17 protein-coding genes are annotated in these 17,212 nt (G+C 53.8%); 7 read left to right on the top strand and 10 right to left on the bottom strand.

Annotation, left to right across the window (positions count from 1 at the left end):
* Positions 1–121: 121 nt before the first annotated feature.
* The 3 genes from DZE2538_RS09020 to DZE2538_RS09010 all read right to left on the bottom strand — a co-directional run bounded on the left by DZE2538_RS09020 (position 122) and on the right by DZE2538_RS09010 (position 1,962).
* Positions 122–568, bottom strand: a complete 447-nt coding sequence (locus tag DZE2538_RS09020; RefSeq protein WP_012884665.1) for a YcgN family cysteine cluster protein — start codon at positions 566–568, stop codon at positions 122–124.
* Positions 569–664: 96 nt separating this feature from the next.
* Positions 665–1,321, bottom strand: a complete 657-nt coding sequence (locus DZE2538_RS09015) for a fumarylacetoacetate hydrolase family protein (protein WP_019845581.1) — start codon at positions 1,319–1,321, stop codon at positions 665–667.
* A gap of 368 nt (positions 1,322–1,689) precedes the next feature.
* Entirely contained in the window at positions 1,690–1,962 is a 273-nt protein-coding gene (locus tag DZE2538_RS09010; RefSeq protein ID WP_016941428.1) for a YcgL domain-containing protein, read from the bottom strand.
* A 136-nt stretch (positions 1,963–2,098) separates the two neighbouring features.
* Here DZE2538_RS09010 and minC point away from each other — a divergent pair, with 136 nt between their 5' ends.
* Genes minC through minE form a run of 3 tightly spaced genes read left to right on the top strand, consistent with a single transcriptional unit; the run spans position 2,099 to position 3,924 of the window.
* Positions 2,099–2,797: a septum site-determining protein MinC gene (gene minC, locus DZE2538_RS09005; protein WP_038917153.1), complete on the top strand. Its 699-nt coding sequence runs from the start codon at positions 2,099–2,101 to the stop codon at positions 2,795–2,797.
* Between the two features lie 20 nt (positions 2,798–2,817).
* Positions 2,818–3,630 (top strand): septum site-determining protein MinD, encoded by an 813-nt coding sequence (gene minD / locus DZE2538_RS09000; protein ID WP_019845580.1) that lies wholly within the window; start codon positions 2,818–2,820, stop codon positions 3,628–3,630.
* A 3-nt stretch (positions 3,631–3,633) separates the two neighbouring features.
* Positions 3,634–3,924: a cell division topological specificity factor MinE gene (gene minE / locus DZE2538_RS08995; protein WP_016941431.1), complete on the top strand. Its 291-nt coding sequence runs from the start codon at positions 3,634–3,636 to the stop codon at positions 3,922–3,924.
* Positions 3,925–3,997: 73 nt separating this feature from the next.
* On the opposite strand, the gene rnd is transcribed toward minE, so the two are convergent.
* The 5 genes from rnd to DZE2538_RS08970 form a co-directional block, all read right to left on the bottom strand.
* Positions 3,998–5,119, bottom strand: a complete 1,122-nt coding sequence (gene rnd, locus DZE2538_RS08990; RefSeq protein ID WP_023639611.1) for a ribonuclease D — start codon at positions 5,117–5,119, stop codon at positions 3,998–4,000.
* Positions 5,120–5,310: 191 nt separating this feature from the next.
* Entirely contained in the window at positions 5,311–6,981 is a 1,671-nt protein-coding gene (gene fadD, locus DZE2538_RS08985) for a long-chain-fatty-acid--CoA ligase FadD (RefSeq protein WP_038916140.1), read from the bottom strand.
* Positions 6,982–7,229: 248 nt separating this feature from the next.
* Positions 7,230–7,859 (bottom strand): Slp family lipoprotein, encoded by a 630-nt coding sequence (locus DZE2538_RS08980; protein ID WP_023639609.1) that lies wholly within the window; start codon positions 7,857–7,859, stop codon positions 7,230–7,232.
* An 80-nt stretch (positions 7,860–7,939) separates the two neighbouring features.
* Positions 7,940–8,641: a tRNA (adenosine(37)-N6)-threonylcarbamoyltransferase complex dimerization subunit type 1 TsaB gene (tsaB, locus tag DZE2538_RS08975; protein ID WP_038916139.1), complete on the bottom strand. Its 702-nt coding sequence runs from the start codon at positions 8,639–8,641 to the stop codon at positions 7,940–7,942.
* Positions 8,642–8,706: 65 nt separating this feature from the next.
* Positions 8,707–10,626: an ATP-dependent DNA helicase gene (locus DZE2538_RS08970; protein WP_038916138.1), complete on the bottom strand. Its 1,920-nt coding sequence runs from the start codon at positions 10,624–10,626 to the stop codon at positions 8,707–8,709.
* Positions 10,627–10,899: 273 nt separating this feature from the next.
* Between DZE2538_RS08970 and DZE2538_RS08965 the strand changes: the two genes are divergently transcribed.
* A complete protein-coding gene (locus DZE2538_RS08965) occupies positions 10,900–11,247 on the top strand; it encodes a RidA family protein (protein ID WP_038913910.1) in 348 nt (115 codons plus the stop codon).
* Between the two features lie 50 nt (positions 11,248–11,297).
* On the opposite strand, the gene DZE2538_RS08960 is transcribed toward DZE2538_RS08965, so the two are convergent.
* Positions 11,298–11,483, bottom strand: coding sequence for a YoaH family protein (locus tag DZE2538_RS08960; RefSeq protein WP_016941437.1), 186 nt, complete (start codon positions 11,481–11,483; stop codon positions 11,298–11,300).
* A 146-nt stretch (positions 11,484–11,629) separates the two neighbouring features.
* On the opposite strand from DZE2538_RS08960, the gene pabB reads away from it, so the two are divergent.
* The 3 genes from pabB (at position 11,630) to DZE2538_RS08945 (ending at position 15,258) form a co-directional block, all read left to right on the top strand.
* Positions 11,630–13,000 (top strand): aminodeoxychorismate synthase component 1, encoded by a 1,371-nt coding sequence (gene pabB, locus DZE2538_RS08955; RefSeq protein ID WP_038916137.1) that lies wholly within the window; start codon positions 11,630–11,632, stop codon positions 12,998–13,000.
* A gap of 18 nt (positions 13,001–13,018) precedes the next feature.
* Positions 13,019–13,642 (top strand): CoA pyrophosphatase, encoded by a 624-nt coding sequence (locus DZE2538_RS08950; RefSeq protein WP_038916136.1) that lies wholly within the window; start codon positions 13,019–13,021, stop codon positions 13,640–13,642.
* Between the two features lie 254 nt (positions 13,643–13,896).
* Positions 13,897–15,258 carry an L-serine ammonia-lyase gene (locus DZE2538_RS08945; protein WP_038916135.1) on the top strand — a complete coding sequence of 454 codons (1,362 nt, stop codon included), beginning with the start codon at positions 13,897–13,899 and terminating at the stop codon, positions 15,256–15,258.
* Between the two features lie 99 nt (positions 15,259–15,357).
* Here DZE2538_RS08945 and DZE2538_RS08940 read toward each other — a convergent pair whose 3' ends face one another.
* A complete protein-coding gene (locus DZE2538_RS08940) occupies positions 15,358–16,908 on the bottom strand; it encodes a TerC family protein (RefSeq protein ID WP_019845572.1) in 1,551 nt (516 codons plus the stop codon).
* Between the last annotated feature and the right edge of the window lie 304 nt (positions 16,909–17,212).

Raw genomic sequence — 17,212 nt, 5'->3', positions numbered from 1 at the left:
ACCACTCACACGCCGGGCCAGATAAACTCTGGCCCGGCGTGTTTTAGACGATACGTTAACTGCATTCCTGACTAATACTGTTGACTGCATCATGCCGATATCGCCGTCAGGCTACCCACCTTTATCTCGCCCACTCCGGCTTGTTTAAGATATGGTCCTGCCAGTCCACTACATCACTTTCACGCACCGCAATGTAGCGCACCGAGATTCGCTGCTGGTGCATCGCCGATTTGGAACCCGCCAGCAGCGGATGCCAGGGTTGTAGCCCTTTGCCTTCATGGATCAAACGGTAGGCACAGGTTTCCGGTAACCAGTCAAATGACAATAAATTCTCTCGCGTCAGCTTGATACAATCCGGCTCATATTCAAATCGACGTGCGTAATTACGGCACTGACAACTTTTAATATTCAGCTGGTTACACGCGACATTGGTGAAATAGAGCTCTTCCGTATCTTCATCGATCAGCTTATGCAGGCAACAGCGACCGCAGCCATCACAGAGTGCCTCCCACTCGTCGTTCGACATTTGTTCTAGTGTTTTGGTTTCCCAAAAGGGTTGTTGAGTCATAACTGCAATTCCGATGATAAACAGGAGGTATGTTGGGTATTGTAAAGGCAGACGATGAGGGATACCACCCGCAGCAACACCGCGGGTGGCGTTGAATCAAATGACGTGGGTAGTCAACGTGCGATCATTAAGCGTAATGGTCAATGCATCACCCACCTGTAACGGCCCCACACCCTGAGGGGTGCCGGTCAGGATAATGTCGCCTGCGCGCAGGGTGAAAAAGCGGCTCATATAGGCTATCAGCGGCAGAATCGGCGTAATCATATCGCTGGTATTTCCTTGCTGGCGCACCTCACCATTGATGTTGATGCCCAGTTCCGCCTGCTGCGGATCGCCAAATTCAGCCACAGGAATGAAACCGGATACCGGACAAGAACCATCAAATCCCTTGGCTTTTTCCCACGGCTGCCCGGCTTTTTTGAAACCAGCTTGTAAATCACGCAGCGTCAGATCTAATGCCACACCATAGCCTGCGATAGCTCTGGCGACACGTTCTTCGTTTGCCTGTTTGAGCGGCGTGCCGATCAATACGGCCAGCTCAACCTCATGATGTACCGACCCCAGGTCCTTCGGAATAGCCACTGGCTGGCGCAAATCGCACAGCGCGGTCTCAGGCTTGATAAAAATAACCGGTTCCGCCGGTTTGGCGCTACCCATTTCACGGATATGTTCGGAATAGTTACTACCGACACACACCACTTTGTTGACAGGAAAATCCAGTAATGCGCCCTGCCAGTCTCTGTGTTGATACATGAACCCTCTCCTGACTATTCTGTTAGTGGATGCGCCAGCCCACCACAGTGAGCGGGACATAGCCTGCTCATCATACCGGTATCGCCATCCAAAAAGTAAGCACAATTGATGAACAATAGTGTCTGAAATGTATCAGAAATTTTGCGTTACCTTTATGCAAACGCCACCAATACACAGACAAAGAAAGGAATCCTAAGGGGCGGCAGAAAATAAAGTTATTTATAATACACCTGTATATAAATCAGTATCCGGGAAATAGCATCAGCAAAATTAAAGCATTTCCTGGTTTATTTCTGACACCCCTGTATTAAAAAACAGCGGCTAATTCCTCCGCCTGCCCGAACATTATATGGAAAATAATTCGGACATTATTTTTTCGCGCTTGCCTGCAACTCATCCAATAGATTTTCTGGTGGCGGGGGCAGTTGCAGATAAAAGCCCTGTTCCTTAAGCATCTGTTTTACTTTCTCTATATCTGCTGAGGCCAGTTTTTTACTGCCATCAAGCGGTAATAACATCACCAGATGTGGCAGGCCAAAACTTTTCATCAGCTCTGCCGGAACTCGGGAAAAATCGTCTTTTTTTTCGACGTAGAGATATGTTTGTTCGCGTTTAGAACTTCTATAGATCACACAATACATGTTTTTTACTCTGAACCAGGAAAATGGTGTCTTGCCTGTATTTTCATGTGACTATAACATGCTTGGAGCGCTCTGGAATATCATGCCTTAAATGTTACTCTGGGGATTTAAAGATGCTGAAACTGAGTCAGGACAGATGTCACAAACGCCAATTGAGTTGAAAGGCAGCAACTTTACCTTATCTGTTGTTCATCTGCATGATGCACAGCCCGACATTATTCACCAGGCCTTGCAGGAAAAGATTGAACAGGCACCGGCGTTTCTCAAAAACGCGCCGGTTGTTGTCAATGTATCGACACTGCCCATTGATGCAGACTGGAGCAAACTTCAGCAGGCGATTACTGACGCCGGTTTGAAAGTCGTAGGGGTAAGTGGATGCGATGATGAGCAACTCAGGCACGTCATCGCCAGAGCGGGACTCCCGCTATTACGTGAAGGTAAATCACGTGAAGGCAAGGAACGCCGGACGACTCAACCTCCGGCACCGGTTGCTACACCCGTTAAAACCCGGGTGATCAACACACCCGTCCGTTCCGGACAGCAAATTTATGCTCGCGACTGTGATCTTATCGTCACCAGCCATGTCAGTGCCGGTGCCGAGGTCATTGCCGACGGCAATATCCATATTTACGGCATGATGCGCGGCCGTGCGCTGGCAGGTGTTTCTGGTGATGTCAGCAGCCAGATCTTCTGTACCCAGTTGGCCGCTGAACTGGTGTCTATCGCCGGGCGTTACTGGCTTAGCGATCAGATACCGGAAAGTTATTTCGGGAAGGCGGCGCGCCTGAAACTCAATCCGCCTGACCATGTTTTGACTATACAACCTCTAGACTAGGCCCTTGAAAGGAATTATTTATGGCACGCATCATTGTTGTTACTTCAGGTAAAGGGGGCGTTGGCAAGACCACTTCAAGCGCGGCCATTGCTACCGGTTTAGCCCAAAAAGGTAAGAAGACGGTTGTCATCGACTTTGACATCGGTCTGCGTAACCTCGACCTGATCATGGGATGTGAGCGCCGGGTCGTGTATGACTTTGTGAACGTCATCCAAAACGACGCGACCCTGAATCAGGCGTTGATCAAAGATAAGCGTACCGAAAATCTGTACATATTACCGGCTTCGCAGACCCGGGATAAAGATGCCCTGACCCGCGAAGGTGTAGATAAGGTTCTCAACGATCTGGCTGACATGGAGTTCGATTTTATTATCTGTGACTCCCCTGCTGGCATTGAAACCGGTGCCCTGATGGCGCTGTATTTCGCAGACGAAGCTATCATTACCACCAACCCGGAAGTGTCGTCAGTACGTGACTCCGACCGTATCCTGGGAATTCTGTCGTCCAAATCGCGCCGTGCGGAACAAGGTCTGGACCCTATCAAGGAACATCTGCTGCTCACCCGTTACAACCCAGGTCGTGTCAGCCGTGGCGATATGCTGAGCATGGAAGATGTGCTGGAAATTCTGCGCATTCCATTGATAGGCGTCATCCCGGAAGACCAGTCCGTATTACGCGCGTCCAACCAGGGTGAGCCGGTTATTCTGGATAAAGAAGCCGATGCCGGCAAAGCCTATGCGGATACCGTGGATCGCCTGTTGGGCGAAGATAGACCGTATCGGTTTATTGAGGAAGAGAAGAAAGGCTTCCTGAAACGACTCTTTGGGGGATAAATCATGGCGTTACTCGATTTCTTTTTGTCCCGCAAAAAAACGACAGCCAATATCGCCAAGGAACGGCTACAGATTATTGTCGCGGAGCGACGCCGTGGGGACAGTGAGCCGCATTATCTGCCGCAGCTCAAACGAGACATTTTGGAAGTTATCTGCAAATACGTGCAGATAGACCCGGAAATGGTCACGGTACAGTTGGAACAGAAAGGCGATGATATTTCCGTACTGGAACTGAACGTTACGTTGCCGGAAGCCGACGAGCCCGCAGCACCTACGCCGACCGTCGACAAATAATCACAGCTTCCCTGTTCCACTACCGCCCCTGCAAATCAGGGGCGGTAGCTTTCGTGATGATGATTTATCGTGCTTAATACTGCGCCAGAATCGCTTGCAACCCATCCCCAAACAGACGACCGCGCCAGCCAGTGACCATTTCCGGCGCATTATCCAGCGATACCAGTTTCCAGTGCCAATTCAGCAAACGGTTAATCTGCCGCCGGGATGCCAGCAATTCTGCTGATAAACCACTTTGTTCAGCGCACTGTTGCACCAGCGCCTTGATATCACGGAAAGCTTTCTTGTAGCCGGGGTAATCGATCAGGTTAACCACGGCAGGCGGATAATCCGCCTCACTCAGCGACGCAGTTTCCGCCACCAGCGACAACAGCGTTTTACCGTGATAGCGAATCTCCGGCCCGCTCAGGCCTAACGAGTCCAGCTCGCCGAGCGAACCGGGAAGGCAACGAGCAACCTGCCACAGGTTCTCCTCACGAACAACAAAATTTACCGCGCTATCACGTTCACGTGCTTTACGCAGACGCCACGCTGCCAGTTTTTGCAGACAAGCCAGATGACGCCCCCGCAGTTGCCAGGCATTACCGATTTCCCGATACGCCATCTCCGGTGCCAATACATCCTGACGACGCTGGCATAGCAACTGGCACTCATCCAGCGCCGCCTCCATCCAGCCAGCCGACCGGGTCTCTTCCACCAGCACTCTGGCTACCGGTAGCAGATAAAACACATCGGCGGCCGCATACTGGCACTGTCTCTCGCTCAGCGGACGCGCCAGCCAGTCGGTGCGGGACTCGCTTTTATCCAGCACAACCTGGCGGTAATCCGCCACCAGTGCGGCAAAGCCATAAGACAACGGCTTACCCAGAAATGCTGCCAGAATCTGGGTATCGATAAAGGGCGACGGCAGGCAACCGAACGCATTCAAAAACACTTCTAAATCTTCACTACCGGCATGCAGGTATTTAGTCACCTGCGGGTTCTGCAACAGTGCACGGAACGGCTCCCAGTTGCTGATTGCCAGCGGGTCTATTAACGACAAGTTCTCCCCGTCATACAACTGGATCAGCCCCAGTTGCGGATAGTAAGTACGGGTACGGACAAACTCGGTATCCAGCGCGACTTCGGACACCGCGCACGCCAACGCGCACACCGCTGATAATCCTTCATCGGTAGTAATCAACTGATAATTCAAAACGGTATTCTCTTGGTTGTACCCAGTGCGAAAAGTCGCACTCAGGGCATAAAACACATTCATGACGAACCACACGGTGCCGTTCTACCGGTCCGTCAGGGCAGGCAAAGGCCTGGCGAAAGGTGATGTTGTCCTGTGGTGCTCAGCAGGCAGGCTCTCACCATACCCGTCATGACCGCCACAGGCAACCATCAGGCAGCTGACTGCTCATTACGCAGCTCACGCCGGAGAATTTTCCCTACGTTGGATTTAGGTAACTCACTTCGGAACTCAAATAATCGCGGCACTTTATACCCCGTGAGGTTCCGGCGGCAATGGCTCACTAATTCCTCCACCGTCAGTGACGGATCGCGGCATACCACGAAAACTTTTACCGCTTCCCCTGACGTTTCACTGGGTACACCAACAGCAGCGGCTTCAGAGACCTTGGGATGGCGGACCACCACTTCTTCTATCTCGTTGGGATAAACATTAAAACCGGATACCAAAATCATATCTTTCTTGCGATCAACGATTTTCAGAAAACCCTGCTCATTTGATGTGACAATGTCACCGGTTGCCAGCCACCCCTCTTTGAGCACCTCATGCGTGGCGTCCGGTTGCTGCCAGTAACCCGACATCACCTGTGGGCCGCGCACCCACAGCTCGCCGGGCTCACCAGGTGCGACATCCAGCCCGTCATCATTGATGATTCGCACATCGGTGGAGGGTACCGGCAAACCGATGCTGCCGCTATAGTGCTGCAAGTCGTAAGGATTGCCCGCCACCAGCGGGGCACTTTCCGTCAACCCGTAACCTTCCAGCAGGTGAATACCGGTCAGTTTTTCCCAACGCTCAGCCACCACCTGTTGTACCGATGCGCCACCGCCCACCGACAAGTGCAACGTGGAAAAATCAAGCCGACTAAACGCTTCATTATTCAGCAGCGCATTAAACAGCGTATTCACCCCGGTAATAGCGGTAAATGGATAATGCGCCAGTTCTTTAATCATGCCAGGGATATCACGTGGATTGGTGATCAGCAGGTTTTTGCCGCCCAGTTCGACAAACAGCAGGCAATTCACCGTTAACGCGAAGATGTGATAGAGCGGCAGTGCCGTTACCACCAGTTCGCGTCCTTCATGGAGCACCGGACCGTACGCCGCTTTGGCCTGCATCAGGTTAGCCTGCATATTTCGGTGAGTCAGCATGGCACCTTTGGCAACACCGGTTGTGCCACCGGTGTATTGCAGAAAAGCCAGATCATGGTTATTAACTTCTGGTCGCACATAGGGCATCTTCTTGCCCTGCTGCAAAACATGGCGAAACGAAATGGCATCCGGCAGGTGGTACTTGGGTACCAGTCGCTTGATGTACTTAACCACAAAGTTAACCAGCGTACCTTTTGCCGGTGCCAGTTGATCGCCCATACGGGTCAAAATCACATGTTTCACCGGGGTGTTATACACCACCTTTTCCAGCGTATGGGCGAAATTGGAAACGATAACAATCGCGGAGGCGCCACAGTCTTTGAGCTGGTGCTCCAGTTCACGCGGTGTATATAGCGGATTGACGTTAACCACCACCAGCCCGGCGCGCAGCACGCCAAACAGTGCGATCGGGTACTGCAGCAGGTTAGGCATCATCAGCGCGACGCGTTCACCTTTTTTCAACTTCAATTGATGTTGCAGATAAGCGGCGAATGCACGACTACGCTCCTCCAGCCGACGGAACGTCATGACCTCGCCTATATTGATAAACGCGGGCTGGTCGGCATAACGCGCTACCGCTTGTTCAAACAATTCGATCAGCGATTCATAACGATCCGGGTCAATTTCCGCAGGGACATCCGCCGGATAACGCGCTAACCAGATTTTTTCCAAAACGTCACTCCCGAGATATTTTTTAAGTGGCATAATCAATCCCAACCCGAGTGATCTGTAACAACATTTTAACTCATATTAACAACTGTGAAATTCACAATGCTCAGGTTGAGAAGACGATCACTTAATTTCAACGTATTGCTATTACTACAAAAACCATAACGACAAAAAAATGAGGCGACCCTCGCCGCCTCGTTTTACTATCAGGTCATCTGACTATCAGGCCAGTGCCTGACGGATGATAAGTATTACTCGGTTACCACCGTCTCCACCTGCACCGGTGCGTAGCCATCATTCCAGCCTGGCCCCCACCCTGGTCCCCAGACGTGACGATAGCGACGGTCCCACCAGGGATCATAAGCCCGTGGCGGCAACACCATCTGCTGCACCACTCGCCAACGTTTGTAACCTTCTACCTTCACGACGACAAATGTGTATGGCCGTTCACCAATTTTACCCTGCTCGCTGCCGGTAATCGGTCCGACTACCGTGATGAGTTGGTTTTTAAACTCTACCGGTTCCAGAAAACCGTTCACGTAGGCTACCAATCGCCCTTCCGATGGTTCATCGAGCCGCGGTCGGCCTGCACCATCCAACGGTAATGTCACGATTTCCAGCCGGGTGCGGTTGGCTTCATTGCGAATATCCGCAATCCGGCCGCCAAAGCGTGATTCCTGCCCGACATACAGATTGGGGGCATTCATCACCCGAATCAGGTCCATCTGCGGTGTTGCCGATGTGCCACGGATTTCATCCGGTACCGTGACGCAGCCTGACAGCATACTCAGGCTTAGCAACAGCAGCGCGCACCATCCACCCCGAATCCACCCTGACCGTCTGCGCTCAAACGCTTGATTGGCGAAACATTCGATTGTCATCACATACACCTGCCTGCTGCCGTTAAGTTAAGTTATGACAGATACCTGAATTAGACTGTAGCTGATGCGATAAGTTGCTGTTATTCGCGGCCGGGTAATTTTTTCCATGCCACATTGTTGCGCAGATAGCGGGGTTCAGCCTGTTCGACGTTCACCGCACCGCCTGACGACCATAACTGCCAGGCCAGCGGCAGCATATCTTGAGCCTGAGGCAACAGCACATCGGTATGATTCAGGGTGATAGCCGGGTTATCAAGTAAATCCGGGTAGGTTTGCCAGCCGGTTCCAGCCGTGGCCCAGTCGCCACTCAGTGATGCTGTCAGTGCCTGCACCTGAACCGGTGCCAACACAGCCTCACTCGCTTCACCCTGCCAGTGACCTTGCTGAACACGCTCATAACTCGCCCAATAGACTTCCCCCATACGGGCGTCAATGGCGGCCAATACCCGGTTCGCGCCGGTCAGGCGGTGCGCCCCTTGCGCCAGCGTCGCCAGCGTCGACACGCCAAGCATCGGTAAACCGGCGCCCAACGCTAACCCTTGCGCAATACCGATACCAATACGCACACCGGTGAAACTGCCCGGCCCCCGAGCGAACGCCAGCGCGTCCAGTTGATTGAGCGTAATACCTTGCTCGGCCAGCAGTTGCTGGACCATCGGCAATACTCGCTGGGTATGTTCACGAGGGCAAACCTCAAACAGGGAATGGATTTCACCATCATTCCAGAGTGCAACAGAACAGGCTTCCGTTGCGGTATCAAGCGCTAAAATTCGCGTAGACATGCCAACCTCAGGCAGGGAGAAAATATTTCAACGGCGCGCATCATAACAGCCAGCGCCGGTAAGCGTCACGGTTTGCGCGTCAGAAAATCGATAGCCTGGCGCAAATCTCGCGTTCTTGGTGCAGGTGGTAGGCTGGTCAGAAACACCTCGCCATAGGGCCGTGTCACCAGGCGATTATCGCAAATCACCAACACACCGCGATCTTCCACATCGCGAATCAACCGACCAACCCCTTGCTTTAGGGTAATGACCGCATCGGGCAGTTGTACCTCATTAAACGGATCACCGCCGCGCACCCGGCAATCCTCCATACGCGCTTTCAGCAGCGGATCGTCCGGCGAGGTAAACGGCAGCTTGTCGATAATCACACACGACAGCGCATCTCCCCGCACATCCACCCCTTCCCAGAAGCTGCCAGTCGCCACCAGCAGCGCATTGCCCGCTGCCAAAAACTGCGCCAGCAATTGTGGCTTACTGGTTTCACCCTGAACCAGCACCGGCAACGTTAACGAGGCACGAAACTCCGTGGCCAGATCGCGCATCATCTGGTGTGAGGTACACAACATGAAGCAGCGCCCCTGATTGGCTTCGATGAGCGGGCGCAACAGCCGCGCCAGTTGTCTGGCAGCGCCGGGGCGATTGATCTCCGGCAGGTTGCGCGGTACGCACAATAATGCCTGACTCGCATAGTCAAACGGGCTTGGCAGCAGTAATGTGCGGGCCTGATCCAGCCCCAATCGTTCAATAAAATGCGTGAGTTGCTCGTTAACCGACAGCGTGGCCGAGGTAAACACCCAACAGGCCGGTTTCTCTCTCATGACTTCGCGAAAGCGGTCTGCAACCGACAGCGGCGTCAGCGCCAGCACAAAATGACGCGAGGTGCATTCATACCAGTAGCTGTAACCGGGTTGCTGCACATCGCGCAGCCGCTTTAATCGAGCCCGGTAAAGGGTCGCACGATCAAAGGCCGCGTCTAGTAAGGCTGAGCGCCCCAGCGACAACTTCGCCACATCGCAGCACAGTTCCAGCGCGTCATCCAACAACGTCAATGACCGCTGCAATAGATTATCCGTGACAATGTCACGTAAATTACCGCGAAATCCGGGGTCACCTAGCGCCAGCCGGAAATCCTGGGTACTCTGGCTCAAACGATCAGCACTTTTCTGTAACTGACTGGCGTCACGCACTTCAGTGCGGTAGGCAATCACGATATCTTTGGCGAGATCCAGCAACTGACGACTGGAGAGCTGCTGACCAAAGTACTGGCTGGCAATATCGGGAATCTGGTGGGCTTCGTCGAAGATCACCACATCGCTATCGGGGATCAGTTCAGCAAACCCGCTCTCTTTGACCACCATATCCGCCAGATAGAGATGATGGTTCACCACCACCACATCGGCATCCATCGCCCGTCGACGGGCCTTCACCACAAAACAGTCTTTGTAATGCGGGCAATCGCTGCCAAGGCAGTTATCGTTGGTGCTGGTCACCAGTGGCCATACCGCACTGTCTTCAGCGACATCGCCGCACTGGCTGATATCGCCGTCTTCAGTTTCGCGGCTCCAACCACGCAACCGTACCAGCTCACGCAACACGTCATGACCCAAATCGCCGCCCGCCAGTGATTGCTGCTCTAAGCGTTCGATACACAAATAATTGGCACGGCCTTTTAGTAGCGCCAGCTTACCCTGAAACTGTAATGCAGTGGCGACTGTTGGTAGATCACGGCTATACAACTGATCCTGCAACGCGCGCGAACCGGTAGACACAATCACTTTTTTACCAGAACGCAGAGCCGGTGCCAGATACGCATAGGTTTTGCCAGTGCCGGTACCCGCTTCCACCACCAGCGGTTGTCTGGCATCAATGGCGTCCAACACAGCCGCCGCCATCTGCCGTTGTGGTTCACGCGGCTGGAAGCCCTGAATCGCCAGCGCCAGTACGCCATCCGTTGCAAAATCGTCGATTGTGTTCTCTGCTGTCACGCGGTCTCTCTTGTCTGACAATGCCGTCACCTAAATGCGGCGGAATTAAGGTGGCTGATTATGCCAAGCCTGCGTACACGACACCACTGCGGCTCAAGTCTCCACCGCACGCTAATATTTGCGCCCCACGCTGGGGTCACACGGAAAGCCGAACTGTGTTAGTCTCTGCGGTTTTAGCGCCTGTTCCACTCTGCACAATTCTGCACAACTGCACTACACATGCGGCAATACGCAAATCCTGCAACGCGCACATGCCACAAGGAGACTGACTTCATGTCCATTACCCGTATCAATCCTGACGCACGCTGGTCCGACGCGGTTATCTATAACAACACGCTGTACTACACCAGTGTGCCGGAAAACCTGGATGACGACGCCAAAGCCCAAACCGAAAACGCACTCGCGTCGCTGGATGCTATCTTACAACAGGCGGGCAGCGATAAGAGTCGCTTGCTGGATGTCACCATTTTTCTGACCGATAAAGCGGATTTCGCCGCCATGAACGCCGCCTGGGATGCCTGGGTGGTGGCAGGCAGCGCGCCGGTGCGTTGCACCGTTGAAGCGAAATTGATGAACCCCAAATTTAAAGTCGAAATCAAAGCGATCGCCGCTGTGGCATAACACTTGCGGGCGGCGATGAAGTACGCCGCCCGTCAGCCATGACTCTTGCATTACTCTGGTGCGTCGTCATCCTCAAAACGCGCTACCACCCGTGCTCCCTGATGGTTTTGACGCAACTCCTCCGCTACCTGGGCAATGGCTTCACCGCTACTCATGCCTTCCGCCATTAGGTGCTGTATTCTTTCCACCGCCTGTTGCTGCTGCTCATGGGTCAGCGCCGGGATACCTGCAAACATCATTCGTCTCCTGAAAACCTTTTTATGCCGACTATGCCCGCGTCAGGCTGCGGTTTGTGGTACGCTTGCAACACTGCAACGCCTGCTGCCGGTTCAGCGCTTGGCTGCCGGTATGACCAACATCGCGAGACCATACCAATACCGTTATGCCGACACCGATAGTCTATCATGCTCTGTCCTACCAACCGGATGTGCTGTTACGCCTTTTTAGCACGCTCTCACACCAGCCCTGGGCGATGTTGCTCCATTCCGGATTTGCCGACCATCCTCATAACCGATTTGACATTCTGGTGGCGGAGCCACGTCTGACGCTAGAGACCATTGGTACACAAACCACTATCCAACAGGGTGATACCCGGCAGATTTCGACCGAAGACCCGTTTTTATTGCTGCAACAGCACATCGACGCACTGGCAGTCAACGTGCCACCCCATCCGGATTACCCGTTTCAGGGCGGCGCACTAGGCCTGTTTGGGTACGATTTGGGTCGACGGGTGGAGCACCTGCCTTCCGTGGCGGCGCGGGATATCGACCAGCCTGACATGGCAGTAGGTATTTACGATTGGGCGTTAATTGCCGACCATCACCAACAGCGCCTGACCCTGGTCTGCCATGGTGATATCGCGAGCCGACTGGACTGGCTAAATAACCTTGCCCCCGTTGAACCGGGTACCTTCTGCCTGACCAGTAACTGGCAAGCCAACATGAGTCGTGACCAGTACGGTGAAAAGTTCCGCCGGATTCAGGACTATTTGCGTGCAGGCGATTGTTATCAGGTCAATCTGGCTCAGCGTTTTCAGGCGACTTATCAAGGGGATGAATGGCAGGCATTTCTGACGCTTTCCGCCAGCAACCGGGCACCGTTTTCCGCTTTTCTGCGATTGCCGCATAGCGCCGTGCTCAGTATTTCGCCAGAGCGCTTCCTGTGGCTACACGATAACCACATTCAAACGCGACCGATCAAAGGCACACTGCCGCGACTGCCAAATGCCGACGAAGATGCCCGTCAGGCGCAGCGACTGGCTGACTCCGAAAAAGACCGCGCAGAAAACCTGATGATCGTTGACCTGCTGCGCAACGATATTGGTCGGGTCGCCGTGCCGGGTAGCGTGCGTGTTCCCGAGCTATTTGTGGTGGAGCCGTTTCCGGCAGTACACCATCTGGTCAGCACCATCGAAGCGCAACTCCCGTCGCAACAGCACGCCACCGACCTGCTGCGCGCCTGCTTTCCCGGCGGCTCGATCACCGGTGCGCCCAAGGTGCGGGCGATGGAGATTATCGAGGAACTGGAACCTCACCGACGCAATGCGTATTGCGGCAGTATCGGTTATCTCAGCGTTTGCGGCACCATGGATACCAACATCACCATCCGCACACTGATCGCCACCAACGGCACACTGTCCTGCTGGGCGGGTGGTGGAATTGTGGCCGATAGCGAAGAACAGGCAGAATATCAGGAAACATTCGACAAGATTGGCCGTATTCTGCCGTTATTAACAATATCGACCATGGAGTAAACCGGAGGGCTGAACAAGATGACGGATACCACGCTGTTGCCTTTCTTGTCCGATACGGAGGATGACTCCCCTTACGATCTGGACGCGTTTATTACACGCTTTCAGTTGCAAACAGCACCGGTTTTGCCGATTACGCGCCACCAACGGCAGGCTGCCGTACTGATACCGATTATCCGTCGCCCGGACCCGTGCCTGCTGTTGACACGCCGTTCGCCCCACCTGCGTAAGCATGCCGGGCAGGTAGCGTTCCCCGGCGGAGCGGCAGACCCAGAAGACGCCTCGCTGATTGCCACCGCACTGCGTGAAGCCCAGGAGGAAGTCGCCATTCCTCCGGCATCGGTTCAGATTTTGGGTACGCTACCCGCCTTCGACAGCTCCAGTGGTTATCAGGTCACGCCGGTGGTCGGGCTGTTGCCGGAGGACACGCCCTTTCATCCCAACGCCGATGAAGTCGCAGAACTGTTTGAAATGCCATTACGCGAGGCGTTCGCCCTACAGCGTTACTACCCGCTTGATATCAAACGCCATCAACAACGCCACCGGGTGTATCTCTCCTGGTATCAGCAGCAACTGGTCTGGGGGTTAACCGCTGCCATCATTCGTCAGTTAGCACTGCACGTGGCGATGCCGGAGTCAGTTTGATCTCTGCGTGTTCCTCCTCGCCAGCCATAAGTTATTTTTCGGCATAACATAACTTTATTTCATGTGAAAAGCCGAATATGGCAGCATACTCTCCACTACAATAGCGCATTCTATCGAGTTTTATTCTAAAGCGAGTCAGCTCCGCGCCATCACACCGGATAAGTGGTGGTATGGCGAGCAACAATGGCCCGCTTCCTATATAGTCACAACAGGCAAATAGTCACAACAGGCAACGCCCTGAGAGGAGTTTCAGCGTGATAAGCGTATTCGACATGTTCAAAATCGGAATTGGCCCCTCCAGCTCTCATACGGTTGGACCGATGAAAGCCGGTAAGCAATTTGTCGATGAACTGCAACAGCGGGATTTGCTGTCCCGTACCGATCGGGTCATGGTCGAGGTTTACGGCTCTCTGGCTCTGACCGGCAAGGGGCACCATACCGATATCGCGATTATCCTTGGCCTGGCAGGTAACCAACCCGATACGGTGGATATTGATGCTATCCCGACGTTCATTCGGGAAGTCGAGCAGACCGAACGGTTATCTCTGGCGGGAGTGCATGAGGTCGCCTTCCCCCGAGAAGGCGGCATGGTCTTCCGGGGAGAAAATTTGCCGTTGCACGAAAACGGCATGACACTGACCGCTTTTGCTGCCGATCTTCCGCTGTTTCGCCAAACGTATTATTCGATTGGCGGTGGGTTTATCGTCGATGAAGCGCACTTTGGCCAGACTCAGGAAGATCCCCTCACCGTACCGCATCCTTATCGCTCCGCCCGGGAAATTCTGGAGCACTGCAAACAAAGCGGGCTTTCCATTTCCGGCATGATGATGCGCAACGAACTGGCGTTGCATAGCCGCCAGGAAATTGAGGATTATTTCGCCGCAGTCTGGCAAACCATGCGCGCGTGTATGGATCGCGGCATGAACACCGAAGGTGTGTTGCCAGGCCCGCTGCGAGTACCGCGCCGCGCCGCCGCACTTCGCCGCATGTTGGTCTCTTCGGACAAGCTATCTAACGACCCGATGAACGTGGTGGACTGGGTCAATATGTTCGCACTGGCGGTCAACGAGGAAAACGCCGCCGGAGGGCGCGTTGTCACCGCACCGACCAACGGCGCTTGTGGCATCGTGCCAGCGGTACTGGCCTACTATGATCACTTTATCGAACCTGTCGGCCCCGGTATCTACCTGCGTTATTTCATGGCGGCCGGTGCGATCGGGTCGTTGTATAAAATGAATGCGTCTATTTCCGGAGCTGAAGTCGGTTGTCAGGGTGAAGTGGGCGTGGCCTGTTCAATGGCCGCAGCGGGTCTGGCTGAGTTACTGGGTGCCAGCCCGGAGCAGGTGTGTGTAGCCGCCGAAATCGGTATGGAACACAATTTAGGCCTGACCTGCGATCCGGTTGCCGGACAGGTGCAAGTGCCGTGTATCGAGCGCAATGCTATCGCGTCCGTCAAAGCTATCAACGCGACGCGCATGGCGATACGTCGAACGACTGAAGCCCGCGTATCACTCGATAAGGTGATTGAAACCATGTACGAAACCGGCAAGGACATGAATGCCAAATACCGCGAAACCTCCCGCGGAGGGCTGGCGATCAAGGTGCAATGCGACTGATCGCAAACGCGCTATTGGTTCATCCTGATAGGAATTGATACTTTTGCGCCAGTAACGCCCGCCACAACGGCGGGCGTTACATCATACGGCCGACACGGCTTATACAGCGCTTTCTGCCGTCGTTTCCGGTACGCGAACCACCCGAACCAGTTCAATACGGTAGTCCGTCGCTTCTACAATCAGGAAACGCAACCGGTGCAGTTCCAGTGTGTCACCCACTTTGGGGAACTCATCACTGTGCGCCAACAGCAATCCTGCCAGCGAGGTATAATCCTCTTTCGGGTCGACCAGATCCTGCACGTTGAGCACCTGCTGCAACGAATGCAAGTCAGTACCGCCTCGCACCAGCCAGCCGTCACCCTCTTCGATGATATCCAGCGTTTCATCTTCATCCGGGAATTCGCCAGCGATCGCCTCCAGAATATCCAGCGGCGTAACCAGCCCTTGTACCACGCCAAACTCATTAGTAATGATCACCAAACTACCTTTTGCCCGGCGTAATACCGGCAGCAGATTGATCACATCCAATGTTTCAGGCACCACGATCGGCGGGTTGTTGGCAGCAAACTGCTCCACATCGGTATGCTCTTCCAACGCGACCAGCAAGTCTTTGGCACGCACGACACCGACCAGTTCATCCAGCGAGCCCCGACACACCGGAAACAGGCTATGCGGCGTATCCAGTAATTGCAGGCGGATATCTTCCACCGACCGTTCACTGTCCACCCAGGAAATATCGGTACGCGGCGTCATGACACTACGCAGGGAACGGGAAGCCAGCGTCAACACCCCGCTTATCATGTAGCGTTCTTCTTCCGCAAACGTTTCTTCCGGTTGTTGCAGCGGCTGCTCTTCCTCATCATGGGTCGCTTTGCGCGCCCCCATCAGACGCAAAATCGCTTCGGCGGTACGTTCACGCATCGGTCGGTGAGACTGGTGTTTGATGAAATTGTGCCGGGCAACCTGATTAAACAGTTCGATAATGATCGAAAAACCGATCGCCGCGTACAGGTAGCCTTTCGGGATATGGAAACCAAATCCTTCCGCTACCAGACTCAAGCCAATCATCAGCAAGAAGCTCAGACAAAGCACAACGACGGTTTGATGCGCGTTCACAAAACGGGTTAACGGCTTCGATGCCAACAGCATAATGGCCATCGCAATCACCACGGCGGTCATCATCACACCGAGATGGTTGACCATACCAACCGCCGTAATCACCGCATCCAGCGAGAACACCGCATCCAGGATAACAATCTGTACCACTACGGCCCAGAAACTTGCCTGCGCACGGTTGGCATTGGGATCATGCGGGCGGTTTTCCAGCCGTTCATGCAACTCCATCGTTGCCTTGAACAGCAAAAATATTCCCCCGGCCAGTAAAATCAAATCGCGCCCCGAAAAGCTAAACTGCCCGACGAAAAACAGTGGTCGAGTCAGTGTTACCATCCAGGAAATCAGTGATAACAGGCAAAGCCGCATCAACAGCGCCAGCGATAAACCGATGATACGCGCCTTGTCACGCTGCCTGGCAGGCAGTTTATCTGCCAGAATGGCGATGAACACCAGGTTATCGATACCCAATACAATTTCGAGTACCACCAGCGTCAGTAAGCCTGCCCAGATTGAGGGATCCAGCAAAAATTCCATGTCAGACTCCGGAAAATGAACGAGCAAACGACATCAATGCCGTCGCATTGTGCAGCGAAAGAAAAAGAGAGATATCAGTACAAGGCTGAATACGGCCTGAATGGCCTATTGGCTGAAGAACACCACCGGCCAGCGCCGGAGTAAAAGAAATGAATCGTCGGTGACAGTCCATAGGAAGGGCGTTTACCCGTAACTCCTCTGTAATTAAAGGGAGAGTAACTTTAACAGAGTCAATGCTATTTTCCACAACGATTTTCTGTGACTCCGCGAAGCAGGTCGCATCACGCGTAATACAGCCATCACC

The sequence above is a fragment of the Dickeya zeae NCPPB 2538 genome, assembly GCF_000406165.1.
GTDB lineage: Bacteria > Pseudomonadota > Gammaproteobacteria > Enterobacterales > Enterobacteriaceae > Dickeya > Dickeya zeae.
The sequence above is the reverse complement of the archived record's forward strand: the minus strand, read 5'-3'. Positions and strand labels throughout refer to the sequence as shown.

Excerpts from the sequence above, each read along its gene's own strand:
- DZE2538_RS09015 (WP_019845581.1), bottom strand. The coding sequence starts at position 1,321 with ATGTATCAACACAGAGACTGGCAGGGCGCATTACTGGATTTTCCTGTC.
- DZE2538_RS08980 (WP_023639609.1), bottom strand. The coding sequence starts at position 7,859 with ATGACAATCGAATGTTTCGCCAATCAAGCGTTTGAGCGCAGACGGTCA.
- minD (WP_019845580.1), top strand. The coding sequence starts at position 2,818 with ATGGCACGCATCATTGTTGTTACTTCAGGTAAAGGGGGCGTTGGCAAG.
- DZE2538_RS09020 (WP_012884665.1), bottom strand. The coding sequence starts at position 568 with ATGACTCAACAACCCTTTTGGGAAACCAAAACACTAGAACAAATGTCG.
- minE (WP_016941431.1), top strand. The coding sequence starts at position 3,634 with ATGGCGTTACTCGATTTCTTTTTGTCCCGCAAAAAAACGACAGCCAAT.
- minC (WP_038917153.1), top strand. The coding sequence starts at position 2,099 with ATGTCACAAACGCCAATTGAGTTGAAAGGCAGCAACTTTACCTTATCT.
- DZE2538_RS08960 (WP_016941437.1), bottom strand. The coding sequence starts at position 11,483 with ATGTTTGCAGGTATCCCGGCGCTGACCCATGAGCAGCAGCAACAGGCG.
- DZE2538_RS08950 (WP_038916136.1), top strand. The coding sequence starts at position 13,019 with ATGACGGATACCACGCTGTTGCCTTTCTTGTCCGATACGGAGGATGAC.
- tsaB (WP_038916139.1), bottom strand. The coding sequence starts at position 8,641 with ATGTCTACGCGAATTTTAGCGCTTGATACCGCAACGGAAGCCTGTTCT.
- DZE2538_RS09010 (WP_016941428.1), bottom strand. The coding sequence starts at position 1,962 with ATGTATTGTGTGATCTATAGAAGTTCTAAACGCGAACAAACATATCTC.
- pabB (WP_038916137.1), top strand. The coding sequence starts at position 11,630 with ATGCCGACACCGATAGTCTATCATGCTCTGTCCTACCAACCGGATGTG.
- DZE2538_RS08965 (WP_038913910.1), top strand. The coding sequence starts at position 10,900 with ATGTCCATTACCCGTATCAATCCTGACGCACGCTGGTCCGACGCGGTT.
- DZE2538_RS08940 (WP_019845572.1), bottom strand. The coding sequence starts at position 16,908 with ATGGAATTTTTGCTGGATCCCTCAATCTGGGCAGGCTTACTGACGCTG.